20 protein-coding genes are annotated in these 20386 nt (G+C 69.2%); 16 read left to right on the forward strand and 4 right to left on the reverse strand.

Translation table 11 applies throughout. The features are described from left to right. Positions 1-31 precede the first annotated feature (31 nt). Positions 32-1381, forward strand: coding sequence for an MmgE/PrpD family protein (locus CS1GBM4_RS03725; protein ID WP_186417346.1), 1350 nt, complete (start codon positions 32-34; stop codon positions 1379-1381). A 46-nt stretch (positions 1382-1427) separates the two neighbouring features. On the opposite strand, the gene CS1GBM4_RS03730 is transcribed toward CS1GBM4_RS03725, so the two are convergent. After that, complete coding sequence (locus tag CS1GBM4_RS03730) at positions 1428-2222, reverse strand: SDR family oxidoreductase (protein WP_244607033.1); 795 nt, start codon at positions 2220-2222, stop codon at positions 1428-1430. Next, a complete protein-coding gene (locus CS1GBM4_RS03735) occupies positions 2219-3052 on the reverse strand; it encodes an N-acyl homoserine lactonase family protein (protein WP_244607034.1) in 834 nt (277 codons plus the stop codon). Before CS1GBM4_RS03735 ends, CS1GBM4_RS03730 begins: the two co-directional genes overlap by 4 nt. A 178-nt stretch (positions 3053-3230) precedes the next feature. On the opposite strand from CS1GBM4_RS03735, the gene CS1GBM4_RS03740 reads away from it, so the two are divergent. The 3 genes from CS1GBM4_RS03740 to CS1GBM4_RS03750 all read left to right on the forward strand — a co-directional run bounded on the left by CS1GBM4_RS03740 (position 3231) and on the right by CS1GBM4_RS03750 (position 5680). Further along, a complete protein-coding gene (locus CS1GBM4_RS03740; protein ID WP_186417347.1) occupies positions 3231-3632 on the forward strand; it encodes a carboxymuconolactone decarboxylase family protein in 402 nt (133 codons plus the stop codon). Between the two features lie 34 nt (positions 3633-3666). Beyond that, positions 3667-4632 (forward strand): sulfolactaldehyde 3-reductase, encoded by a 966-nt coding sequence (yihU, locus tag CS1GBM4_RS03745; RefSeq protein ID WP_186417348.1) that lies wholly within the window; start codon positions 3667-3669, stop codon positions 4630-4632. Positions 4633-4711: 79 nt separating this feature from the next. Next, positions 4712-5680, forward strand: coding sequence for a tripartite tricarboxylate transporter substrate-binding protein (locus tag CS1GBM4_RS03750; protein WP_186417349.1), 969 nt, complete (start codon positions 4712-4714; stop codon positions 5678-5680). 29 nt (positions 5681-5709) lie between these two features. Here the strand turns inward: CS1GBM4_RS03750 and CS1GBM4_RS03755 are convergent, their stop codons facing one another. Continuing rightward, the gene (locus CS1GBM4_RS03755) at positions 5710-6465 is read right to left on the reverse strand and encodes an SDR family oxidoreductase (RefSeq protein ID WP_186417350.1); all 756 of its coding nucleotides are present in this window, start codon (positions 6463-6465) and stop codon (positions 5710-5712) included. 143 nt (positions 6466-6608) lie between these two features. Between CS1GBM4_RS03755 and CS1GBM4_RS03760 the strand changes: the two genes are divergently transcribed. From CS1GBM4_RS03760 to CS1GBM4_RS03795, 8 genes are all read left to right on the forward strand, one after another. Next, positions 6609-7538: a LysR substrate-binding domain-containing protein gene (locus CS1GBM4_RS03760; RefSeq protein WP_244607035.1), complete on the forward strand. Its 930-nt coding sequence runs from the start codon at positions 6609-6611 to the stop codon at positions 7536-7538. 130 nt (positions 7539-7668) lie between these two features. After that, positions 7669-8556, forward strand: a complete 888-nt coding sequence (locus tag CS1GBM4_RS03765) for an NAD(P)-dependent oxidoreductase (protein WP_186417351.1) — start codon at positions 7669-7671, stop codon at positions 8554-8556. Between the two features lie 38 nt (positions 8557-8594). After that, complete coding sequence (locus tag CS1GBM4_RS03770) at positions 8595-10025, forward strand: MmgE/PrpD family protein (RefSeq protein ID WP_186417352.1); 1431 nt, start codon at positions 8595-8597, stop codon at positions 10023-10025. Positions 10026-10151: 126 nt separating this feature from the next. Continuing rightward, positions 10152-11108, forward strand: coding sequence for a branched-chain amino acid ABC transporter permease (locus CS1GBM4_RS03775; protein ID WP_244607036.1), 957 nt, complete (start codon positions 10152-10154; stop codon positions 11106-11108). A gap of 1 nt (position 11109) precedes the next feature. Further along, complete coding sequence (locus CS1GBM4_RS03780) at positions 11110-12867, forward strand: branched-chain amino acid ABC transporter ATP-binding protein/permease (protein ID WP_186417353.1); 1758 nt, start codon at positions 11110-11112, stop codon at positions 12865-12867. Further along, the gene (locus tag CS1GBM4_RS03785; RefSeq protein WP_186417354.1) at positions 12854-13561 is read left to right on the forward strand and encodes an ABC transporter ATP-binding protein; all 708 of its coding nucleotides are present in this window, start codon (positions 12854-12856) and stop codon (positions 13559-13561) included. The genes CS1GBM4_RS03780 and CS1GBM4_RS03785 overlap by 14 nt, the downstream gene beginning before the upstream one ends. 90 nt (positions 13562-13651) lie before the next feature. Next, entirely contained in the window at positions 13652-14884 is a 1233-nt protein-coding gene (locus CS1GBM4_RS03790; RefSeq protein ID WP_186417355.1) for an ABC transporter substrate-binding protein, read from the forward strand. A gap of 81 nt (positions 14885-14965) precedes the next feature. Further along, a complete protein-coding gene (locus tag CS1GBM4_RS03795) occupies positions 14966-15349 on the forward strand; it encodes a carboxymuconolactone decarboxylase family protein (RefSeq protein ID WP_186417356.1) in 384 nt (127 codons plus the stop codon). Positions 15350-15457: 108 nt separating this feature from the next. Here the strand turns inward: CS1GBM4_RS03795 and CS1GBM4_RS03800 are convergent, their stop codons facing one another. Next, a complete protein-coding gene (locus CS1GBM4_RS03800; RefSeq protein WP_186417357.1) occupies positions 15458-16405 on the reverse strand; it encodes a lipid kinase in 948 nt (315 codons plus the stop codon). 355 nt (positions 16406-16760) lie between these two features. Here CS1GBM4_RS03800 and CS1GBM4_RS03805 point away from each other — a divergent pair, with 355 nt between their 5' ends. The 4 genes from CS1GBM4_RS03805 (at position 16761) to CS1GBM4_RS03820 (ending at position 20352) form a co-directional block, all read left to right on the forward strand. Beyond that, the gene (locus CS1GBM4_RS03805; protein ID WP_186417358.1) at positions 16761-18290 is read left to right on the forward strand and encodes a PAS domain S-box protein; all 1530 of its coding nucleotides are present in this window, start codon (positions 16761-16763) and stop codon (positions 18288-18290) included. Then, positions 18283-18906 carry a response regulator FixJ gene (fixJ, locus tag CS1GBM4_RS03810; RefSeq protein ID WP_186417359.1) on the forward strand — a complete coding sequence of 208 codons (624 nt, stop codon included), beginning with the start codon at positions 18283-18285 and terminating at the stop codon, positions 18904-18906. Before CS1GBM4_RS03805 ends, fixJ begins: the two co-directional genes overlap by 8 nt. Positions 18907-19214: 308 nt before the next feature. Next, positions 19215-19604, forward strand: coding sequence for a response regulator (locus CS1GBM4_RS03815; RefSeq protein WP_186417360.1), 390 nt, complete (start codon positions 19215-19217; stop codon positions 19602-19604). Positions 19605-19755: 151 nt separating this feature from the next. Next, on the forward strand, positions 19756-20352 hold the full coding sequence (locus CS1GBM4_RS03820; RefSeq protein ID WP_244607037.1) for a helix-turn-helix domain-containing protein: 597 nt from the start codon (positions 19756-19758) through the stop codon (positions 20350-20352). Positions 20353-20386 lie beyond the last annotated feature (34 nt).

Genomic DNA, 20386 nt, shown 5'->3' on the forward strand with positions numbered 1-20386 from the left:
CTGCAGTCGCCGCATCGATCGAGGCCATCGCATGATCTCCCGCAGCCTCTCCCGCTTCGTCGTCGAGTCATCGTGGCGGAGGATTCCCGACGCGCTCCGCCATGAAGCGAAGCGCTCCATCGTCAACGTCGTCGGCACGGCGCTCGGCGGCTCGGGCGACGCCGCCGCGCGCCGCAGCGCCGAGACGCTGGCACCGTTCTCGGCGCCGGCGGAGGCCACCATCATCGGCCGGCGCGAACGGATGAGCTGCCTCGACGCGGCCTTCGTCAATGCGCTCGCCGGCAATGTCTTCGATTTCGACGATACCCATCCCGGCACGATCATCCACCCCTCCGCGCCGGTGGCGCCACCGCTCTTCGCCTTCGCGCAGCGCCGGGCGATGAGCGGCGCCGAGCTGCTCCACGCCTTCATCCTCGGCGTGGAGATCGAATGCCGGCTCGGCAACGCCGTCTCGCCCTTCCACTACAAGAGGGGCTGGCACATCACCGCGACTTGCGGCGTCTTCGGTGCGGCTGCCGCCATCGGCAAGGTTCTGGGCCTGGACGCGACGCGGATGCTCTGGGCGCTGGGCAACGCTTCGGCTCAGTCCTGCGGGCTGGTCGAGACGCTCGGCACGATGGCCAAGAGCGTCGGCGTCGGCCAGTCGGCGCGGGGCGGGCTGCTCGCGGCCCTGCTGGCGCGGAACGGCGTCGAGGGGCCGGAGCGGCCGCTCGAGGGCCCGCGTGGCTTCCTGCAGGTCATGGGCTGCGATCCCGATCTCGCGAGCCTGGCCGCCGGCCTCGGCGAGCGCTGGGAGCTGCCGCGCAACACCTACAAGCCCTATCCGTGCGGCGTGGTGCTGAACCCGGTGATCGACGCGGTGCTGAGCCTGCGCGAGCAGAGCCGGATCGATCTGGGCCCTGTCCCGGCCGAGCGCATCGCCGGCATCCGCGTGTTCGGCCATCCCCTGCTCGGCGAGCGGGCGGATCGCCCCGCCGTCGCCAGCGGCCGCGAAGCGCAGGTCAGCGCGCAGCATGCGGTCGCGGTCGCCTGGCTCGACGGGCGGGCCGGGTTCGGCGAGTTCAGCGACGCGCGCGTCCAGGCCCGGGACGTGCTGGCATTGCGCGGCAAGGTCTCCGTCCATCACGAGGCCGGCCACGGCGTCGATGGCGCGCGCGTCGAGATCAGGCTCGGCGACGGCACGGTGCTCGACCAGATCGTGACGGCGGCGCGCGGCAGCAGCGGCAATCCGCTGTCGGACGCCGAGATCTCGGCCAAGTTCAGGACGCTCGCCGCCCATGGCTGCCCGGGCTTCGATCCGGAGCCGCTGCTCGACGCGCTCTGGCGCCTCGACGAGGCGCCGGATGCGGGAAGCGTCATCGCGCTCGCCGCCTTCGGCTGAACTCGGCTCGGGCATATGCGAGCCGAGCACGACCTCGCCCGATCGGTCAGCGCGCCTGCCATCCGCCGTCGATCGGCAGGGTCGCGCCGGTGATGTCCTGGCCGGCCGAACTGCACAGGAAGACCAGCATGGCAGCGACGCTCTCCAGCGCGACGAAGCGCTCGGTCGGATGGCGCGGCGCGATGTAGTCCTGCGCCGCCTTTTCCTCGCTGATGCCTTGCGCTCGTGCGATGCCGGCGATGCGCTCGAGGATCGCGGGCGAGGGCACCGTGCCTGGCGCGAGCGCATTGCAGGTGATGCCGGTGCGCGCGGTCTCGATCGCGATGGCCCTGGTCATTCCGAGCAGCGCCGTCTTGGTGGTGACGTAGTCGATCCGGTTCTCGGCGCCGCGCGCGCCATAGATCGAGGACAGGTTGACGATCCGGCCCCAGCCCTTCGCCTTCATGCCGGGCAGGGCGAGGCGCACCGCATGGAAGGCCGCAGAGAGGTTGACGGCGAGCGAGGCGTCCCACTGCGCCGCGGTGAAGCTCTCGATCGGCCGGAAGTGCCGGATCACGGCATTGTTGACCAGGATGTCGACGGGCCCGGAACGCCGCTCGGCGGCGGCCATCATCGCCTCGATCTGGGGCGGCTGCGCCAGATCGGTGCCGTCGAAGACGACGGGAACGCCGGCCTCCGCGGCGAGCGCGGCGGCCGCGGCCTCGCCGACGCCCGGCGCGGCAAGGCCGTTCAACGTCACCGCGGCGCCCTGGAGCGCCAGCCCGCGCGCCATGGCGTAGCCGAGCCCCGCGACCGAACCGGTGACGAGGGCGTGCCGCCCTTGCAGCATCGCGCCGCTCACGGCAGCGCCTTCGGCGTTTCGTCGAGCCGGACCGCGATTCCGGCGAGCTCGGCCGAGACCGGCGGATAGATCGCCGTCACCAGCGGGTCGTGGCCCGGCACGACATGCTCGGGCGAATCGGCGAGCCGATGGATGGTGCGATAGCCCTCCATCATCGCGCCGGCATCGTGCACGGCCGGGAAGGGCACGCCCTTCCGCATGTTCATGTAGAGATGCGAAGCGTCGGAGGCGATCACCACCCAGCCGCGCTTCGTCCAGACCCGCACCACCTGGAGCCCGCCCGAGTGCCCGCCGGTGCGGTGCAGGCTGAGCCCGTCCGCCAGTTCCACCGTGCCGTCATGGAAGGCGACGCGACCGGCATAGACGTGGCGCACGAACGAGACGACGTCCTCGACATGGAAGGGGTGGCGCAGGAAGCCGTGGCACATACAGCGCCCGGTCGCATAGGCGACCTCCGAATCCTGGACATGGAAGCAGGCCCGCGGGAACGCTCCGAGCGTGCCGGCATGGTCATAGTGCAGATGGGTCAGGATGACCTCGTCGACCCGGGCCGCGTCGATCCCGATCAGGGCGAGCGCCTCGTGCGGCTTGCGGATCAGGTCGCGCTTGCGGGCGGCCGCCTGCTCCGTGTCGAAGCCGGTGTCGATGACGAAGGTCCGATCGGAGCGCTGCGCCACCCAGATGAAATAGTCGAGGTCGGAGGCTGCTTCGTGCGGGTCGCCGCCGATCATGTTGTCCCAGGCCTTGCGCCCGCCATGGTTGGCGTAGCGCAGCGCGTAGAGCGCGAACGGCTCGGGCATGCCCGCCCGGATCGGCTGCGTCGTCGTCATCTCGTCATCTCCTCCAAGGTTGCGGCGCGCGCCGCCCCGGCCGGGCGCTTGCCTTCATATCAGCACACAATAATACCGTCATACAATCATTGACGCTCCGGACCTCTCTGTCCTATGCATGGCGTCAGACGCCCCGCCGCCCGCGCCCCCGGGGCCAGACCAGACAGGATAGCCGCACATGACGATCCGCCCGGAATTCCAGGGAGAACAGTTCCAGAAGGGGCTCGAGATCCGGCGCGAGGTGCTGGGCTCGGCCTATGTCGACAAATCCGTCGAGGGCGCCACCGACATGACCGCGCCGCTGCAGAAGCTCGTCACCGAATGGTGCTGGGGCGAGGTCTGGGGCCGCCCCGGCCTCGACCGGCGCACCCGCAGCTTCCTCAACCTGGCTTTCCTCACCGCCCTGAACCGCCCCAACGAGATCAGGCTGCATGTCCGCGGCGCGCTCAACAACGGCGTCACCCGCGAGGAGATCCGGGAGGTGGTGCTGCAGGCCGCGATCTATTGCGGCGTCCCCGCCGCGCTCGACTGCATGAAGGTCGCGGTCGAGGTCTTCAAGGACATCGACGAGGGCCGCTGAGGCGCCGCCGCGCCAACGAACGGGAGGACAGGCGATGGCACAGGACAAGCGCATCGGCTTCGTGGGCCTGGGCACGATGGGGCTGCCCATGGCCGAGAATCTCGTTTCGGCGGGGTTCAGGGTCGCCGGATTCGACCTCGTGCCCAAGGCGTGCCAGGCGCTCTCCGCCGCAGGCGGCAGGGTCGCGGCTTCGGCCGCGGCGGCTGCGGACGGGGCCGATCTGGTCATCGCGATGCTCCCCAACGCCTCGCATGTGCGCAGCGCGCTGTTCGGCCCGCTCGGCATCGCCGACACGCTCGGCGAGGACGCCGTCTTCGTGAACATGTCGACGATCCTGCCGCAGGAGACCGACGCGATCGCCGCCGAGATGCAGGCGCGCGGCCTGCGCATGCTCGATGCGCCGGTCGGCCGCTCCGCGATCGAGGCCCGGCGCGGCGCGCTCCTGATCCTCGCGAGTGGCGAGCCGGACAACATCCGCAGGGCGCAGGCCGCGTTCGACGTGATGGGCAGCCAAACGGTCGACTGCGGCGCCGTCGGTGGCGGCTCGCGCGCCAAGATCGTCAACAATTTCATGGGCATATCGCTCAATGCCCTCACTGCCGAGGCCCTGACTCTGGCCGAGGCGGCCGGCATCGGCGTCAACCTGGCGCTCGATGTCATGCGCGGCACCATCGCAGGGCTCGGCCACATGAACATCACCTATCCCAACAAGGTGCTGCGCGGCGATCTCTCGGCCGGCTTCCAGGTCGATCTCGCCCACAAGGACCTCGGCCTTGCGATCGAGCTCGCGGCGCGCAGCCATGTCCCGGTCTTCCTGGGAGCGGCCGCGCTGCAGAGCTACTCGATCGCCCGTTCGCTCGGGCGCGGTGCGCAGGACTACACCGCGATCTACCCGGTCATTCGCGAACTCGCCGGCCTGCCCGCGGAGATTCCGTACACGCCCACCTCGCAGCAGGAAGTCGACCCGTTCTCGAAGCCCGGGCAGGCCGCTGCCGGCTGAGGCGCCGCTCGTTGCCGACCGCATGACAGAAGGCCGCCGCCGTCCGAGGCGCGCGGTCCACCGACAACCGGAGGATGGAATGCTCAAGATCGCTGTCGTCGCATCGGCCCTGGCCGTGGCGGGCGCTGCCCCGGCGCAGGATTTCCCCAAGGCCAGGCCCGTCACCATCGTCGTGCCGTTCGCGGCCGGCGGCCCGGGCGACACGATCGCGCGGCTGCTCGGCAATGCGATGAAGAACGCCCTCGGCCAGAGCGTGATCATCGAGAACGTCCTCGGCGCGGGCGGCACGATCGGCACTGCGCGCGTCGCCAAGGCCACCCCGGACGGCTACACCGTGCTGCTGATGCATACCGGTCTCGCGACCGCGCCGGCCCTCTACGAGAAGCTGGCCTTCGATCCGGTGCGAGACCTTGCGCCGATAGGCCTGGTCACCGACGTCTCGATGACGCTGGTCGGGCGGCCGAACTATCCTGCCAGAGACCTGCGCGAGCTCGTCGCCGATCTGAAGGCACGCGGCGACAAGGTGACGTTCGGCCATAGCGGCCGCGGCTCGGCGGCCCATCTGTGCGGGGTGCTGTTCATGGACGCGGTCGGCCGGCCGCTGACCTGGGTCGCCTATCGCGGCGGCTCGCAGGTCGTGACCGATCTGATGTCGGGCAATGTCGACATCTATTGCGACCCCGCCACGGGCACGACTCCGCTGATCCGCGAGGGCAAGATCAAGGCCTATTCGGTGACGACCAGGAAACGGTTGAAGACGTTGCCCGATCTGCCGACCGCCGACGAAGCGGGCCTGCCGGGCTTCGAGGTATCGACCTGGTACGGGCTCTACGCGCCCGCAGGCACGCCGCAGCCGGTGATCGCCGATCTGACCAGGGCGCTGCAGGCGGCCCTGGCGGACCCGACGGTGGTCTCGCGCTTCGCCGATCTCAGCATGGAGCCGGTCACGCGGGAGGAGGCGACGCCGAAGGCGCTCGAGACCTTCCTCGCGGCAGAGTTGAAGAAGTGGTCGGCTGCCATGACGCGCGCCGGCGTGAAGCCGGAATGAGGCCGGCGCGCGCCGGGATCGCGCGTCGCTCAGAAGCGGTTGACCGGCAGCATCATCATTTCGGCGATCTGCACATGCGGCGGCTGGTCGAGCACGAAGAGCGCGCAGCGGGCGACGTCCTCCGGGTCGAGCGCCATCTTGAACTGATCGAAATAGGCCTTTTCCTTGGCGGTGTCGCCGCGATAGCGCGTCACGATGATGCCGGTGCGGGCGAGGCCGGGCTGGAATTCGGTGACGCGCAGCGCCGTCTCCGCCAGTTCGCCGCGCAAGGTCTGCGTGAACATGTGCACGCCGGCCTTGCTGGTGCTGTAGGCGGTCATGTCGGGGATGATCCTGACCGCGTTGATCGAGCTGATATTGAGGATGTGGCCGCGGTTGCGGGCGATCATCCCGGGCAGGATCGCGCGCGTGACGCGCATCAGGCCGATCAGGTTGGTCTCGATGATCGCGGTCCAGTCGTCGGCGGAGCCATCGGCGAAGGCGGTGCGCCCGCCGATATCGTGGCCGGCATTGTTGAACAGCACGTCGATCGGCTGGAATTCCGCCGGGATCAGCGACGGAAGGGCGTCGACCGCCGCGGCGTCGCTGATGTCGAGCACGATCGGCCAGGTCGAGGGCCCCAGCTCGGCGGCCAGCCCGTCGAGCCGCTCCTTGTCGCGATCGACCAGGATCACGCGCCGTCCGCTGCCGACGAGCGCCCTGGCGAAGGCGCGCCCGAGCCCGCCGGCAGCCCCGGTCAGCAGGACGGTGCGTGTGGTCTCGACGGCGGAAGTCTCGGCAGCCATGGCTCTCTCCTGCGGGGCGGCCGCCGTCGGCGCCCCGCCCGTGAACGGTCCTCGCCGCCGAAACTGCCACAGCGCTCGCAGACTGTCCGCCGTCGCCGGCGTGCTAGCTGTTATGCCGGATCCAGCCTCGGAGCGGGCGGGCGATGATCGACCTCAAGCAGCTCAAGGCGTTCTCGACGCTCGCCGAATTCGGCAGCTTCTCGCGCTCGGCGGGCGTGCTCGGCGTGGCTCAGCCGGTGCTCAGCCGGCAGATCAAGGCGCTCGAGCAGGAGCTCGGCGTCGCGCTGTTCTACCGCAACGGGCGCGGCACCGTGCTGACCGAGGCCGGCAAGGTCCTGAACCAATATGCCAAGGACCTGGTCGAGACCGTCGACCGCGCCGCCGGCGAGGTCATGGCGCTGAAGTCGAGCCCGCGCGGCACCATCGTGATCGGGCTGCCGCCCTCGGTCGGCATCGTGCTGACCGTGCCGCTGGTGCAGCATTTCCGCGAAGCCTTTCCGCTGATCTCGCTGCGGGTGATCGAAGGCTTCAGCGGCCATGTGCTGGAATGGCTGCTGACCGGCAAGATCGACGTCGCGGTGCTCTACAACGCCCCCCGCACCGGCAGCCTGAGGGCGGAACCCCTGCTGACCGACGAGCTCTTCCTCCTCGGTCCCGCGCAGGGCGGCGTCGTGCCGGACGCCGAGAGCGTGCCGGCGCGCCTGCTCTCGCAGATCCCTCTGATCCTGCCGGCGCGCCCGCACGGCCTGCGCATGCTGGTCGATTCCATGCTGGGCGAGGCGGGCATCGCGCCGCGCGTCGAGATCGAGGTCGAGGCGATGCCCTCCACGCTCGGCCTCGTCGAGAACGGCGTCGGCTATACCATCCTGTCCTACTCGACCGCCCATGCCCGCGTGCAGGCCGGCCGCATGCGCGCCTGGCGGATCGTCGAGCCCGGCATCACGCGCCAGCTCATTCTCGCGACATCGAGTCAGCGGCCGACCACGCCGGCGATGCGCTCGCTCGTCGCCATGGTGCGCCAGCAGGTCCGCAGCCTGACCGAGCAGGGGCTCTGGCTGCCCAGGGGCCGCTGAGAAAACCCGCCGCGATCGACATGACTGATATTCGACCCTTGGCGATGCCGCAGGCTGCACGGTTTCGCTAGCGTAGCGACAACGAATGAAGACGTCGGAGCCGCAGCGCCCGGCGCAGGGAGAACTCGAGATGGCACTTCTAGGCTTCGTCGGCGTCGGCCGGATGGGCACGCCGATGGTCTCGCGCCTGATCGACGCCGGGCACGAGCTCGTCGTTTTCGACACCCAGAAGCAGGCGACCGCCGCGCTCGCCGCCAAGGGCGCGAAGGTCGCGGCCTCGCCGCGGGCGGTGGCCGACGAGGCCGGGATCGTCTTCGTCAGCCTGCCGACGCCGGACGTCGTCAAGGCCGTGGCTCTCGGCCCCGACGGCGTCGGAGAGGGCAAGCGCGTCCGCGTCATGGTGGATCTCTCGACCTCGGGCCCCGGCGCCGCCGTCGCGGTCGCCGATGGCCTGGCCGCGAAGAACATCGTCTCGGTCGATTGTCCGGTCAGCGGCGGCATCAAGGGCGCGACCAACGGCACGCTCGCCGTGATGGTGTCCTGCCCCAAGGCGACCTTCGCCGAGCTCGAGCCGATCCTGAAGACCTTCGGCAAGATCTTCTTCACCGGCGAGAAGCCCGGCCTCGCCCAGACGGCCAAGCTCGCCAACAACCTGATGGCCGCGGCCGCGCTGGTGATCACCTCCGAAGCGATGGCGATGGGCGTCAAGGCGGGCCTGGACGCGAAGGTGCTGATCGACATCATCAACGTCTCGAGCGGCCGCAACAGCGCCAGCGAGGACAAGTTCCCGCGCGCGGTCCTGCCCGGCACCTTCGATTTCGGCTTCGCGACCGGGCTTTCCTACAAGGACGTGCGCCTCTGCGTCGACGAGGCCGAGGCCATGGGCGTGCCGATGGTGGTCGGCGCCGCGGTGCGACAGATGCTGGCGGTGACGCAGGCGAAATTCGGTGCGCAGTCGGATTTCACCAGCATTGCCAAGGTCCTGGAGGAATGGGCCGGGGTCGAGATTCGCGGCTGACCCCGCCCCGAACAGGCCGGTCCCGGAAGGAGCGCGCCATGCCCGCTGCCCACCCCGACGTGACGAAGCCCGCGCCCGGAGCGGCTCCCTCGCTGACGCGCCTGATGGCGCGAGCGGCGCTGGCGGCCGAGCTCGCGAGCTTTGGCCCGGAGGTCGAGGCCAAGCTCAAGATCTGCCTGATCGACTTCCTCTCCTGCTGTTTCGAGGCCTTCGACCTGCCGACCAGCCGGCAGGCGCGCGCCGTCGCCAGATCGCTCTCCGACGGGGTGACGATCATCGGCTCGAACCTCCTGGCGACGCCGGGCGAGGCCGCCTTCGCCAATGGCGTGGCCGGCCATGGCCTGGTGCGGGAGGACATGCACGCCGGCAGCATCAGCCACCACGGCGTCGTCATATGGCCGACCCTGCTGGCGCTCGCGCAGGAGCACGGCCGCTCCGGCGCGGCGATGCTCGAGGCGGCGCTGGTCGGCTACGAGGGCGGTGCGCGGCTCGGCCGCGCGCTGTTCGACGCCGATCTGGCGCGTCTCTTCCGGCCGACCGGAACGGTCGGGCCGATCGGCGGGGCGCTCGCCGGCGCCGTCATGCTGGGCCTGGACGAGGACGGGGCCGTCTGCGCGCTGGGCCTCGCGGCCAACATGTCGGGCGGGCTCAACCAATGGCCCCACACCGGGGCCGGCGACATGTATTTCCATCCGGGCCTCGCCGCCCGCAGCGCGGTGACGGCCGTCGAGCTGGCGGCCGCCGGCGCCCATGCCTCGGAGACGATCCTCGAAGGCGAGGCCGGACTCTTCGCAGCGTTCCGTCGCGGCCCGCCGCGCGCGCCGCTTGCCCTCTTCGGCGACGGCGAGGCCGAGATCCTCGCGGTCTACAACAAGCCGGTTCCGGCCTGCAATTTTGCCCAGACCGCCTGCCAGGCGGCGCTCCGCGTCGCCGAGCAGATCGAGGATGCCGGCGAGATCGAGACCTTGACCGTGGATCTGCCCGACGCCGCGATCCGCTATCCCGGCTGCGATTTCGCCGGCCCCTTCGCCCATGCGCTGCAGGCCAAGATGAGCATCCAGTACGGCGTCGCGGCCGCGCTCCGGCGCGGTGTCGTCGAGGAGGCCAACTATGCCCGTCTCGACGAGCCGATGATCCTCCACCTCGCGCGGCTCGCCCGTCTGCGCCGGGACGCCGGCTTCACGGCGGCGTTCCCCGGGCGCCAGGGCGCCGAGGTCGCGGTCACGCTGCGCAACGGCACGCGCATCAACCATCGCCTGTCCGATGTCGTGCCCGCGACGGAATCCGAGATCCGGGCCCGCTTCCGGAGCGCGGCCGGCGAGCGGCTCGGCCTGCGCCGGGCGGACGAGATCGAGGCGCTGATCGACGGGTTGGAGACGGAGGCCGACGCGGGCCGCATCGGCCGGCTTTGCCTGGCCGGCGAGGGCGTCGCGCCGGCGCGCGCGCGGCGCATGCCGGCGAAAGCCTGACCCGCGCCATCTCGAGGCGCGGAAGACCGAGGCCGGGCGACACGATCCGGCGCGAACGGACGGGGAGTGGGACATGCCTGTGGTGACCGGACGGCCGCGCGACGCGGCCGCGGGGAGGGCCCTGCGATGACGGCGCAACTGATCGAGAACATCCTGCAGGCGCTCGCCGCAGGCCTGCTCGCCGGCGCGATCTACGGGCTGATGTGCGTGGGCCTCGGCCTGATCTTCGGCGTCATGCGGGTGATCAACTTCGCCCATGGCGACTTCATGATGCTCGGCATGTACGCCGCCTATTTCCTGTTCGGCGCATTCGGCATCCAGGCGCTCGCCGGCAGCTTCGCCGGTCCCTATCTCGCAATCCTCCTGGCCGGGCCGCTGCTCTTCCTGTTCGGCTACGGCATCCACAAGGCGCTGATCTCGAGGGTCACGGGGACGCGCACCGCCCAGCTCGACGGGGAGGGGCACTACGCCCAGCTCATCCTGACGCTCGGCATCGCGCTCGTGCTGCAGAACGGCGGCATGATCGTCTTCGGCTCGGAGCTGCATTCGATCCGGACGCCGCTCTCCAGCAGCGCCTGGGAGATCGGGCCGTTCTGGGGCGACTTCGTCAGCGTCTTCGTCAACAAGTCGCGCGGCATCGCCGCCCTGTTCTCGGTCGCGACGATCGCCGTGCTCGCCCTGATGATCGCCCGCTCGCGGCTCGGCAAGTCGTTGCGCGCCGCCGCCGACAATCCGGAAGCGGCGACCTACATGGGCATCGACGTCGACAGGGCACACAGGATCGCCTTCGCGCTCGGCGTCGGCATCACCGCGATCGCCGGCGCGCTGCTCGCCACCAACTATCCGTTCCAGCCCTATATCGGTCTCGAATACGTCATCGTCATGTATGCCGGCGTCGTGCTCGGGGGCATGGGCTCGATCGTCGGCGCCTTCTGGGGCGGCATGACCATCGGCCTCGTACAGCAGCTCTCCACCCTGATCCTGCCGACGCAGCTCCAGAACGCCGCGATCTTCGTGGTCTTCCTGCTGATCGTCTTCCTCAGGCCGCAGGGCTTCTTCGGCCGCGTCGTGGAGAGGACCTGACATGCGCCTGTCCTCGCTCGCGCCGGTCCTGGTCTTCGCCGCGGCCTATGCGCTGCTCTCGCTGCTGGTGACCAACTCCTACTATCAGCTCATGCTGACGCTGGTCCTCGTCTGGGCCTGCTTCGGCCTCTCCTGGAACCTGCTCTCCGGCTATACCGGCCTCGTCTCCTTCGGCCACGCCGCCTTCTTCGGCCTCGGCGCCTATACGACCGCGCTCGGGCAGATTCATTTCGACCTGACGCCCTGGCTGATGATCCCGGTCTCGGCGCTGGTCGGCGGCCTGGCCGGGCTCGCGGTCGGCTTCCCGACCTTCCGGCTGCGCGGGCACTATTTTGCTCTCGCCATGCTCGCCTATCCGCTGGCCCTGCTCTACGTCTTCGAATGGCTCGGCTATCAGGAGCTCACGCTGCCGATCAAGCGCGAGAACCCGGCGGCCTACATGCAGTTCGCCGACCACAGGGTCTACACCCTGCTGGCGCTCGCGCTGCTCGTCGCGGTGATGCTGTTCTCGCAACGGATCGAGCGCTCGCGCTTCGGCCGCGCCCTGATGGCGATCAAGCAGAACGAGGCGGCGGCCGAGGCCGCCGGCATCGACACGCTGTCCTGGAAGCTCAAGGCCATCGCCATCTCGGGCGCGATCGCCGGGATGGTCGGCGGCTTCTATGCGACCGTGCTGCTGGTGGTGACGCCGCCTTCGGTGTTCGGCATGCTGGTCTCGGCCCAGGCGCTCACCGTCGCCATGTTCGGCGGCATCGGCAGCGTCTGGGGCCCGGTCATCGGCGCGGCCTTCCTGATTCCGGTCGCCGAGATCCTGCACGCCGAGCTCGGCGCGCGCTTCCCGGGGATTCAGGGCGTCGTCTACGGCCTCGCCATCATAGGGGTCGTCCTGATCGCGCCGGAGGGTGTCTACTGGAAGCTGCGCGACCGTTTCGGCCGGCGCGCGCAGGGCGATGCGCGCCCGGTCGCATCCGCCGCGATGGACCAGGCGGACCCGCCGACCCGCGAGAAGCCGGCCGGGGCCTCCCGGGTCGCGCTCGGCGTGCGCAACCTCTCGAAATCCTTCGGCGGGCTGAAGGCCAACCAGGACATCTCCTTCGACGTGCCGGAGGGCGCCATCCTCGGCATCATCGGCCCCAACGGGGCCGGCAAGACGACGCTGTTCAACCTGCTCAACGGCTTCCTCGCGCCCGACCAGGGCGAGGTCAGGGTCTATGGCCGCGAGACGGTCGGGATGAAGCCGCACCAGATCTGCGCGCTCGGCGTCGGCCGTACCTTCCAGGTGATGCGCCCCTTCCTGCGCATGTCCGTCGCCGAGAACGTCGTGCTCGGCGCCTATGTCGCGACGGCCGACGACGAGGAGGCCCGGCGCCTCGCCGCCGAGGCCGTGACGCGGGTCGGCCTCTCCCACGTCGCCGACAAGCTCGCCGGCGAACTGATGACCAAGGAACTGCGGCTGATGGAGCTGGCGCGTGCGCTGGCGGGCCAGCCGAAGCTCCTTCTGCTCGACGAGACGCTGGCCGGCCTCGGCCATGGCGAGGCCGACGAGGTCGTCGCCGTGATCCGGCGCCTCGCCGCCGACTCCGTCACCATCGTGATCATCGAGCACACCATGCAGGCCATGGTGAAGCTGGTCGATCACTTCCTCGTCCTCGACCACGGCGCCGTCCTCGTCGATGGCGAGCCGCTCGCCGTGACGCGCGATCCGCGCGTGATCGAGGCCTATCTCGGCAAGAAGTGGGTGACCGATGCTCCGGCTTGAGAACGTCGAGGCCGGATACTCGGCCGTTCCGGTCCTGCGCGAGGTTTCGCTCTCGGTCGATGCCGGGCAGTTCGTCGCCGTCGTCGGCCCCAACGGCGCCGGAAAGACGAGCCTGTTCAAGACGATCTCGGGGGTGCTCGCGCCGCGTCGGGGTCGCATCACCTTCGAGGGCGTCGATCTCGCCCATGTCCCGCCATCGGGCCGCGCCCATCTCGGCATCGCCCATGTCCCGGAGGGCCGGCAGGTCTTTCCCTCGCTGAGCGTGATCGAGAACCTAGAGATGGGCGCCTACACGGCGGCCGGGCGGCGCGACTGGAAGCACAATATCGAGCGCATCTTCGCCTGGCTGCCGGTGCTGGCCGAGCGTCGCGGGCAGTTCGCCGGCACGCTGTCGGGCGGAGAGCAGCAGATGGTCGCGATCGGCCGCGGCCTCGCCTCCTCGCCGAAGCTCCTGATGCTCGACGAGCCGTCGATGGGGCTCGCCCCGGCGATCGCCGACTTCATCTTCGAGAAGCTGATCGAGATTCGCCGCGACACGGGGCTGACCATCCTGCTGGTCGAGCAGCGCGTCGCCGAGGCGCTGGAATCGGCCGACCACGCCTATGTGCTCGAGGCCGGCCGCGTGGTCCTCGAAGGCGGCAACGAGACGCTGCGCGCGGATGACCGCGTCCGGCAGGCCTATCTCGGCATGTGACCGCGCGAGAGCATCCGATCGAGCCGAGACACCTGGAAGACGACCCGAAAGCCGCGGCCACAGCGGCGACACACTGGAGGAGACCCGAACATGACGACGAGACGATCCGTGACCGCAAGCCTGACCGTTCTGCCCGCTGTCGCAGCGCTCGGCCTGGCCTTTCCGGCGGCCGCCCAGAATCCGGCCGAGGTGAAGGTCGGTCTGCTGGTGCCGCTGTCCGGGCTCTACGCGCGCCCCGGCCAGGTCATGAAGATGGGCGCCGAGATGGCGATCGAGCACATCAACGCGCAGGGCGGCATCAAGGCGCTCGGCGGCGCGCGGCTGAAGCTCGTCCTGCTCGATTCCGGCGACACGGTCGAGAAGGCCAAGAACGCGGCTCAGCGCATGGTCGCGCAGGAGAGTGACCTGGTCGCCGCCAGCGGCGCCTATCTCTCCTCCTTCACCCTCGCCGCGACGGAGGTCACGGAGCGCGCCGGCCTGCCGATGCTGACGCTGTCCTATTCCGACCTGATCACCGATCGCGGATTCAAATACGTCTTCCAGACCTCGGCGACGGCGGCATCCCAGGCCGAGCAATGCCTGCCCGAGGTGATGAAGGTCGCCGAGAAGGCGACGGGCGTGCGGCCCAGGACCGTCGCGATCATCACCGACAACACCGGTGCCTCCGTCGCTTCCGTCAAGCCGATGCGCGAGCGCCTGCTCAAGGAGCACGGGCTGAACCTCGTCGTCGACGAGACCTTCACCCCGCCGCTCTCCGATGCGACTCCGCTCGTCCAGAAGGTCCGCGCGACCCGGCCGGACCTCCTGTTCTTCCTTCCGACGGTGATCTCCGACGGCAAGCTCATCCTCGAGAAGATGAACGAGTTCGGCCTCGGCCAGGCCCGCATCCCGACGATCTCCTTCGGCATCGCCATCGCCGAGCCGGAAATGCTCAAGACCATGAGCGCCGACCTCCTGCAGGGCGTGATGACCTGCGTCGGGAGCTGGGGCTCCAAGGGCCACGAGCCGCTGATCGCCGAGCTGAAGACGAAATACGGCGAGCCCTGGATGACCCAGAACGGAATCTCGACCTATGCCGACATCTGGGTCGTCGCAGCCGCGCTCGAGAAGGCGGGCAAGGCCGACAAGGAAGCCGTCGCCCAGGCGCTGCGCACGCTCGATCTCGGCCCGTCGAAATACTACCCGGGCGGCCTGATCAAATTCGACGACAAGGGCCGCCGCGTGAACGCCGGCCTCACCATCGTGCAGTGGCAGAACGGCGTGCCCAACACCGTCTTCCCGCCCGATCTCGCGCTGGCGCAGGCGATCTGGTCCAAGAAGTGACGAAGCCCGGCCGGCCATGGCGCCGGCCGCCCCGCCCGGGCGCCGCCCGGGCCTTTCCCACCGCTCAAGCTGGAGAACGACATGAGCAAGGACGTCTTCGATCGGGGTCTCGCCATCCGCAAGGACGTGCTCGGCAGGGAATTCGTCGAGAAGTCGCTGGAGACCGCGGATGATTTCAACATGCCGATGCAGGAACTCACGACGGAGTATTGCTGGGGGGCCGTCTGGGGGCGCGAGGGACTGCCGCGCAAGACGCGCTCGATGCTGAACCTCGCCATGATCAGCGCGCTGAACCGGCCTCATGAGCTGAAGATGCACGTCAAGGGCGCGCTGCGGAACGGCGTCAGCAAGGACGAGATCCGCGAGGTCTTCCTCCAGGTTGCGATCTATGCCGGCATTCCGGCGGGGGTCGATTCCTTCCGGATCGCGCGCGAGGCCTTCAAGGAAATGGAGGCCGGGGGGTGATCTCGCCGCTCCGGACCACCGAGGCCGCCGAGATGCGCGCCCCGTATGTCTTTCTCGGACGATGGCAAGCGCCGTGAGACATCCGGGGGCACGCTTCGCCTGAAACGGCTAGCGGTGGTAGAGAGCGGGGCGGACGGTCCCGGGGCGCTCCCGGTCCGCCGGCGCGAAGATCGAAATCGCCCTCGGGTGGACCTTGAAGCGCGCGGGCGTCGCAGTGACGATCTCGCCGTCGGTGTTCACCGGCATCGGCTTGCGCGTCTCGATGTCGAACTCGACGCATTTCGCCGTCCTGACCTCGCGCCAGGCGCCGTGCGTGCCTGACCGGAACGAGCGAAGCATCAGCGCCAGCGTCCACAGGTTCTTCATCTCGAGGCTGTAGAGGTCGAGGTGGCCGTCGTCGATCTCGGCGTCCTCCTGCACCACATTGCCGCCGCCATAGTGCCGGCCGTTGCCGACCGCGATCTGGTAGGTCTCGACATCGATCGGTCGGCCCTTCTCGATGATCTTCGCCCTGAATCTCGCGGCGCGCGCCATGACCTTCACGGCGGCCAGAGCGTAGCCGAGCCGTCCGAACCGCTTCTTCAGCACCGGGTCGAGGCTCTGCGCCAGCTCGCTGCTCAATCCGATGCTCGCGACGTTGAAGAAGGCGTGGCCGTTGACCGTGCCGACATCGATCCGGCGCGTCTCGCCGCGGGCGATGACGTCAGCCGCGCCGATCAGGTCCATCGGGATGTCGAGGGTCCGTGCCAGATCGTTGGCCGTACCCATCGGGATGATGCCCAGCGGCAGGCCGCTCTCCATCGCCGCCAGCGCGGCCGACGACACCGAGCCGTCGCCGCCGCACACGATCACGAGATCGGCCCTATGGCGCAGGCGCACGATGTCGCGGGCGATCTCCGGCAGCGCCTCGAAGGTTTCGACGGTCACGTCGAGGCCGCTGTCCCTCAGGCGCTCGAGCAACGGCGCGATCGATTCCTGGCCGCGGCGCGCCTTCGGATTGCGCAGGAGCAGGGCCCGTTTCGGCCCGGGTGCGGGATTGTCGGAGGAGTGGGCCATGCGGCAGGCAGGTGGGGACCATGCCTCCCGATGTCAACCGAGCGCGCCGCGCGCCCGGCGGGCGATTCCGTACGGCGCGTGGGGGCGCCGAGAGGCCGCGGAACCGGCCCGGGGGGCCTTCGGCCCGCCGCGCGTGCCGGATTGCGAGACCCCTCCGGATGCGTGGTTCGCCGGCTGCGCATTCCCGCCGACATGCCGACCATCCCTCGCGGACGATTGCGCCGCCGCTCCGGCAGGCGGTAAAGCTTTCAGTCCGAAGCGCGTGAACGGCGAAGGCGGTGGTCGGCAGGGCAGGGCCTTGTCACCGGAGTGTTCCCGGACCCGCGCGGCGATGCCGTCTTGATATGAGGCCCTCATGCAGAGCGATTCGGAGGCCGATGGCGAGCCGGCCGACAGGGGCTTGACCAGCCCGCAGCCCAGTGCCGCGACCTTCGCTCTTCTCGTGCTGGACGAGGACGGGCGGATCTGCAGCGCCAGTGCCGGTTGCGAGGGCGTCATCGGCTGGAGCGCCGGCGAGCTGCAGGGACGCTCCCACGAGGTGCTATACGGCGATGACGACCGGCAGGCGAACCGCCCGGCGATCGATCTGCGCCGCTGCCGCGACGTGAAGCAGATCGAATTCGGCGATCCGCGCCGCAACAAGAACGGTGACCGCTTCCGTGCGCGAACCGTGATCTCGGCCCTGGAGGGGGACCGGAGCCGGCTCTTCGGCTTCGCCGTCGTCATCAGCGAGACCTTGCAGGACCAGAGCGCGGAAGTGGCCTCGCGCGCGGGCGAGGCGCATCTGCGCTCGATTCTCGAGACGGTGCCCGACGCCATGATCGTCATCGACGAACAGGCTCGTGTCCAGTCGTTCAGCGCCACGGCGGTGCGCCAGTTCGGCTACCAGCCCGGCGAGGTCATCGGCCAGAACATCAAGATCCTGATGCCGGAGCCGTATCGCTCCCAGCATGACGGCTACATCGCCCGCTATCTGGCGACCGGCGAAAAGCGGATCATCGGGATCGGCCGGGTCGTGGTCGGCCAGCGCAAGGACGGCTCGACCTTCCCGATGGAACTCGCCGTCGGCGAGATGCGCTCCGGCGGCCAGCGCTATTTCACCGGCTTCATCCGCGATTTGACCGAGCGCCAGCAGACCGAGACCCGCCTGCAGGAGCTGCAATCCGAGCTCGTGCACATGTCGCGCTTCACGGCGCTCGGCGAAATGGCGTCGACGCTGGCTCACGAGCTCAATCAGCCGCTGACGGCGATCACCAACTATCTCAAGGGCTGCCATCGCATCCTGCAGAAGGTCGAGGGCGAGCAGTTCCAGATGCTGCGCGACGGGGTCAACCAGGCCGCTGAACAGGCGTTGCGGGCCGGTCAGGTCATCCGGCACCTGCGCGAATTCGTCGCCAGGGGCGAGAGCGAGCGGCATGTCGAGGCCCTGCCCAAGCTCATCGAGGAGGCGAGCGCGCTCGCGCTCGTCGGCGCCAAGGAGCGGGGCGTGCGCATAACCTTCTCCCTCGATGCCGCAGCCGCCTATGTGCTGGCGGACCGGATTCAGGTGCAGCAGGTGCTCCTCAACCTGATCCGCAATGCGCTCGATGCGATGTCGCACTCGCAGCGGCGTGAACTCGCGATCGCGACGAAGGTGTCGTCCAGCGAGCTGATCGAGGTCAGCGTCGCCGACACCGGCCCTGGCATCAACCCCGCCATCGCCGAGCAGCTGTTTCAGCCTTTCGTGACGACGAAGAAGCAGGGTATGGGGGTCGGCCTGTCAATTTGCCGCACGATCGTCGAGTCGCATGGCGGGCGGATCTGGGTGGACAGCCGTCCTGGCCACGGCAGCACCTTCAGCTTTACCCTGCGTGCGATCGATCCGGGAGAACTCCAGGATGGCTGAAGAGCCGGTGGTTCACATCGTCGACGACGACGCGGCCGTTCGCCAGTCGCTTTCGTTCCTCCTGGCTTCGGACGGGTTGCCGGTCAGGCTGCACGAATCGGCCGTCGCCTTCCTCGACAAGGTCGGCGCCGGCGGCCAGGGCTGCGTCGTCACCGATGTCCGCATGCCCGAGATCGACGGCATCGAATTCCTGCGCCGGCTCAGGCAGCGCGGATACGCCATGCCGGTGATCGTGATGACCGGCCATGCCGATGTGCCGCTGGCGGTCGAGGCGATGAAGGAAGGTGCGCTCGACTTCGTCGAGAAGCCGTTCGACGACGACACGATTCTCGGCGCGGTCCGCCTGGCGCTGAGTCGTCACCGCGAACAGCACCGGCTCGACAACGAATCCCAGGAGATCAGGCAGCGCCTGCAGTCGCTGTCCGAACGCGAGCGGCAGGTGCTCGACGGGCTGGTGGCCGGCAACCCCAACAAGGTCATCGCCTTCGATCTCGATATCAGCCCGCGGACGGTCGAGATCTACCGCGCCAACGTCATGACGAAGATGCAGGCGCGCAGCCTGTCCGAACTGGTTCGCTTCGTCCTCCTCGTCGGCGCGAAGGCCGAGCGCCCATAGGGCCGTTCCGGCCGGTTCGCGCGGCGGGCCGGCCGGTCGGTCTCGCAGCCCGTGAGCGCGTGACACGTCCGCCGACGGCTGGACTCGCGCCGTTCGTGCCGGGGCCGGGACTCCTGCCCGGCACGTCGCCGCGCCGATGGCGCGCGGAACGGATATCCGAATCGGACGGAGCGGCGGCGTGCTGCACGCTCAGGTGGAGCCGCCGGCGGCCAGGACGCGTTGCCTGCGATACTAGGGGGTTTTCCTGAATTTCCGGCCGGCTTTGCGGGCGCGATAAGGGCCGGCGATATCTGTCGAGAAAACCGCCAATGCCCGAACGTGCCGGTCCGGTGATCATCGTCGACGACGATCCTGCCGTCCTTCGCTCGCTGAAGTTCGCCCTCGAGATCGAGGGCCTGACCGTGCACACCTATGGCGATGCGCACAGCCTGCTCTCGGCCGGCGAGTTGCCGCTCTCCGGCTGCCTCGTCATCGATTACGCCATGGCCGGAATGGACGGGTTCGAGCTGATCGGCCGGCTCCGGCGCAGCGACGTCCGGCTGCCGGCCATCCTGATCACCGGCGTGCTGAACCAGGAGCTCAAGGAGCGCGCGAGGCAGGCGGGTTTCCGCGAGGTGCTCGAGAAGCCCCTGCAGGACGGCTCGCTGCTCGACGGCATTCGCAGCGCGCTGATCCAGTCGTCCCAGCGGCCTCAGTAATATCCCTTAGGAGTGTATCGGATTTCGGGGAAACGGCGCGCGGTCTACAACATCATCGTAGATCGCAAGCGGAGAAAAGCCGATGTACGCTGCTCTTCAGTCTTCCCTGCCAAGCCAGGGTATTCCAGGCGCCGTCGCGCAGTATCGGCCTTTGGCTTACATCGATGTGCCGTCACGATTCAGGAAGGGGCAGACCGTCTTTTCCGAAGGGGCGGCTGCGCAGCACTTCTATGAAGTCGTCGCCGGGACGGTGCGGACCTCGCAGCTTCTCAAGGATGGCCGGCGGCAGATCGACGCCTTCCATCTGAAGGGGGATCTGTTCGGCTTCGAATCCTCGTCCTGGCACCGGGTCGGTGCCGAGGCGATCGACGACGTCACGCTCCGGATCTACCCGCGCTCCCAGCTCGAGCGGATGCTGGCCGAGGACAGCGAGTTCGCGCAGCGTGTGGTGGCGGCGATGATGCGTTCGATCGAGCGCGCGCAGAGCCATATGCTTCTGCTCGGCCGCAAGAGCGCGCTGGAGCGCATCGCCACCTTCCTGCTCGACATGTCCGGGCGGCTCTCGGAAATGAGCCATCTGGACCTGCCGATGTCGCGCAGCGACATCGCGGACCATCTCGGGCTGACGATCGAGACCGTTTCGCGCACGCTCACGCAGCTGGAGCGGAAGGGGGTGATCGAACTGCCTTCGCATCGCCGCTCGATCATCCTGCGCGACCGGACCGCGCTGCGCCGTCTCGACGCCTGAACACGCCCGGAGCGGTTCCGCGCTCCTTCGGACC

The organism is Allobosea sp. CS1GBMeth4 (assembly GCF_900185715.1).
GTDB lineage: Bacteria > Pseudomonadota > Alphaproteobacteria > Rhizobiales > Beijerinckiaceae > Allobosea.

What these genes read in the sequence shown, in the direction of transcription:
- CS1GBM4_RS03755 (WP_186417350.1), bottom strand. Translation starts at nt 6,465, where the DNA reads ATGGCTGCCGAGACTTCCGCCGTCGAGACCACACGCACCGTCCTGCTG.
- CS1GBM4_RS03765 (WP_186417351.1), top strand. Translation starts at nt 7,669, where the DNA reads ATGGCACTTCTAGGCTTCGTCGGCGTCGGCCGGATGGGCACGCCGATG.
- CS1GBM4_RS03780 (WP_186417353.1), top strand. Translation starts at nt 11,110, where the DNA reads ATGCGCCTGTCCTCGCTCGCGCCGGTCCTGGTCTTCGCCGCGGCCTAT.
- CS1GBM4_RS03800 (WP_186417357.1), bottom strand. Translation starts at nt 16,405, where the DNA reads ATGGCCCACTCCTCCGACAATCCCGCACCCGGGCCGAAACGGGCCCTG.
- CS1GBM4_RS03735 (WP_244607034.1), bottom strand. Translation starts at nt 3,052, where the DNA reads ATGACGACGACGCAGCCGATCCGGGCGGGCATGCCCGAGCCGTTCGCG.
- CS1GBM4_RS03770 (WP_186417352.1), top strand. Translation starts at nt 8,595, where the DNA reads ATGCCCGCTGCCCACCCCGACGTGACGAAGCCCGCGCCCGGAGCGGCT.
- CS1GBM4_RS03805 (WP_186417358.1), top strand. Translation starts at nt 16,761, where the DNA reads ATGCAGAGCGATTCGGAGGCCGATGGCGAGCCGGCCGACAGGGGCTTG.
- CS1GBM4_RS03775 (WP_244607036.1), top strand. Translation starts at nt 10,152, where the DNA reads ATGACGGCGCAACTGATCGAGAACATCCTGCAGGCGCTCGCCGCAGGC.
- CS1GBM4_RS03785 (WP_186417354.1), top strand. Translation starts at nt 12,854, where the DNA reads ATGCTCCGGCTTGAGAACGTCGAGGCCGGATACTCGGCCGTTCCGGTC.
- CS1GBM4_RS03760 (WP_244607035.1), top strand. Translation starts at nt 6,609, where the DNA reads ATGATCGACCTCAAGCAGCTCAAGGCGTTCTCGACGCTCGCCGAATTC.
- CS1GBM4_RS03795 (WP_186417356.1), top strand. Translation starts at nt 14,966, where the DNA reads ATGAGCAAGGACGTCTTCGATCGGGGTCTCGCCATCCGCAAGGACGTG.
- yihU (WP_186417348.1), top strand. Translation starts at nt 3,667, where the DNA reads ATGGCACAGGACAAGCGCATCGGCTTCGTGGGCCTGGGCACGATGGGG.
- CS1GBM4_RS03725 (WP_186417346.1), top strand. Translation starts at nt 32, where the DNA reads ATGATCTCCCGCAGCCTCTCCCGCTTCGTCGTCGAGTCATCGTGGCGG.
- CS1GBM4_RS03790 (WP_186417355.1), top strand. Translation starts at nt 13,652, where the DNA reads ATGACGACGAGACGATCCGTGACCGCAAGCCTGACCGTTCTGCCCGCT.
- CS1GBM4_RS03815 (WP_186417360.1), top strand. Translation starts at nt 19,215, where the DNA reads ATGCCCGAACGTGCCGGTCCGGTGATCATCGTCGACGACGATCCTGCC.
- CS1GBM4_RS03750 (WP_186417349.1), top strand. Translation starts at nt 4,712, where the DNA reads ATGCTCAAGATCGCTGTCGTCGCATCGGCCCTGGCCGTGGCGGGCGCT.
- CS1GBM4_RS03740 (WP_186417347.1), top strand. Translation starts at nt 3,231, where the DNA reads ATGACGATCCGCCCGGAATTCCAGGGAGAACAGTTCCAGAAGGGGCTC.
- fixJ (WP_186417359.1), top strand. Translation starts at nt 18,283, where the DNA reads ATGGCTGAAGAGCCGGTGGTTCACATCGTCGACGACGACGCGGCCGTT.